General features: G+C 65.4%; 2 protein-coding genes. Both read left to right on the top strand.

The features are described 5' to 3' along the window. Positions 1–62 precede the first annotated feature (62 nt). Entirely contained in the window at positions 63–614 is a 552-nt protein-coding gene (locus AABA78_RS38805) for a winged helix-turn-helix domain-containing protein (RefSeq protein ID WP_338270578.1), read from the top strand. After that, positions 512–1,108 (top strand): transposase, encoded by a 597-nt coding sequence (locus AABA78_RS38800; protein WP_338270577.1) that lies wholly within the window; start codon positions 512–514, stop codon positions 1,106–1,108. The genes AABA78_RS38805 and AABA78_RS38800 overlap by 103 nt, the downstream gene beginning before the upstream one ends. The last annotated feature ends 14 nt before the right edge of the window (positions 1,109–1,122 follow it).

Here is a 1,122-nt window from a genome sequence, read left to right as displayed (position 1 = left end):
CTAACCCCCTTCAGGGAAGTTGGGTAAGGGACCGGCGGTTGCTCCATGGAGGGGGCGCTTCCATGGCGTGGCAGCCGAGGCGTTGGACGACCCAGCAACTGGAGGAGCGGCGGCTTGCGGCCGGACGACTCCTGCGACAGGGGCATCTGTCGCAGGCGGAGGTGGCACGCCGCATGGGCGTCAGCGAAGCCTCTGTCAGTCGTTGGGCGCGGCGTCTGCATGAAGCGGATGGCAGTGCGCACGGGCTGAAGGCGAGGCCACGCACGGGCCGGCCGTCAAAGTTGAGTTCGAAGGAATGGGAGCAGGTGGCGGGGCTGGTGAGGGCAGGGGCACGCACCTGCGGTTTTCCTACTGAGCGCTGGACGCTCACGCGGGTGGCTCGCCTCATTCATCGAACGTTTGGAGTGCGCTACCACCCCAACTACCTGGCGGAGCGCCTCCACCGGCTGGGATTGAGTCCGCAGCAGCCCCGCACGCAGGCCAAGGAGCGTGACGAGGTGCTGGTGGAGGCATGGTTGAAGCGCGATTGGCCACGCATCAAAAGGGGGCTCGAAGAAGCGGGCGGGCCATTGCCTTCGTGGACGAGACGGGTAGTTCGTTTCGGGCCCGCGTAGCCTCTACCTGGGCACCCGTTGGGCATCCACCCACCTTGCGCCGTCGTGACAAGCGGCGCGAAGTCTCCAGCATCGTCGCCCTTGTTGCCCCATACGGGCGTAGCCCGGCGCGCTTGTACTCACGTCACCGGGAGGGAAGCTTCACCAGCGAGGACATCATCGCAGTCCTACGCTATTTCCGCAGGATGGTGGGCCGTCCACTCACTATTGTGTGGGATGGCCTCAATCAGCATCACAGCGCCGAGACGCTCGCTTTCGTCGCCCGACACCCCGAGGACTTCCGTCTCGAACGACTGCCAGGCTATGCGCCAGACCTCAACCCCGAGGAAGGCTGCAACAGCGTGGTAAAGGCTGAGTTGCGTAACGCCACGCCTGACTCTGTCGCCGAGCTGCGCGCCCAGGCACGCGCTTCATTTGTGCGCCTGGGCTACCGTCACGATGTCCTCGCCGCCTTCTTCGATGACGCGGGCCTGCGCCTTACCGGACTTCCCTGAAGGGGTTTAGGCCC

This window comes from Corallococcus caeni (assembly GCF_036245865.1).
GTDB lineage: Bacteria > Myxococcota > Myxococcia > Myxococcales > Myxococcaceae > Corallococcus > Corallococcus caeni.
The sequence above is the reverse complement of the archived record's forward strand: the minus strand, read 5'-3'. Positions and strand labels throughout refer to the sequence as shown.

Coding starts and splice junctions, on each gene's coding strand:
- AABA78_RS38805 (WP_338270578.1), top strand. CDS start 63: ATGGCGTGGCAGCCGAGGCGTTGGACGACCCAGCAACTGGAGGAGCGG.
- AABA78_RS38800 (WP_338270577.1), top strand. CDS start 512: ATGGTTGAAGCGCGATTGGCCACGCATCAAAAGGGGGCTCGAAGAAGC.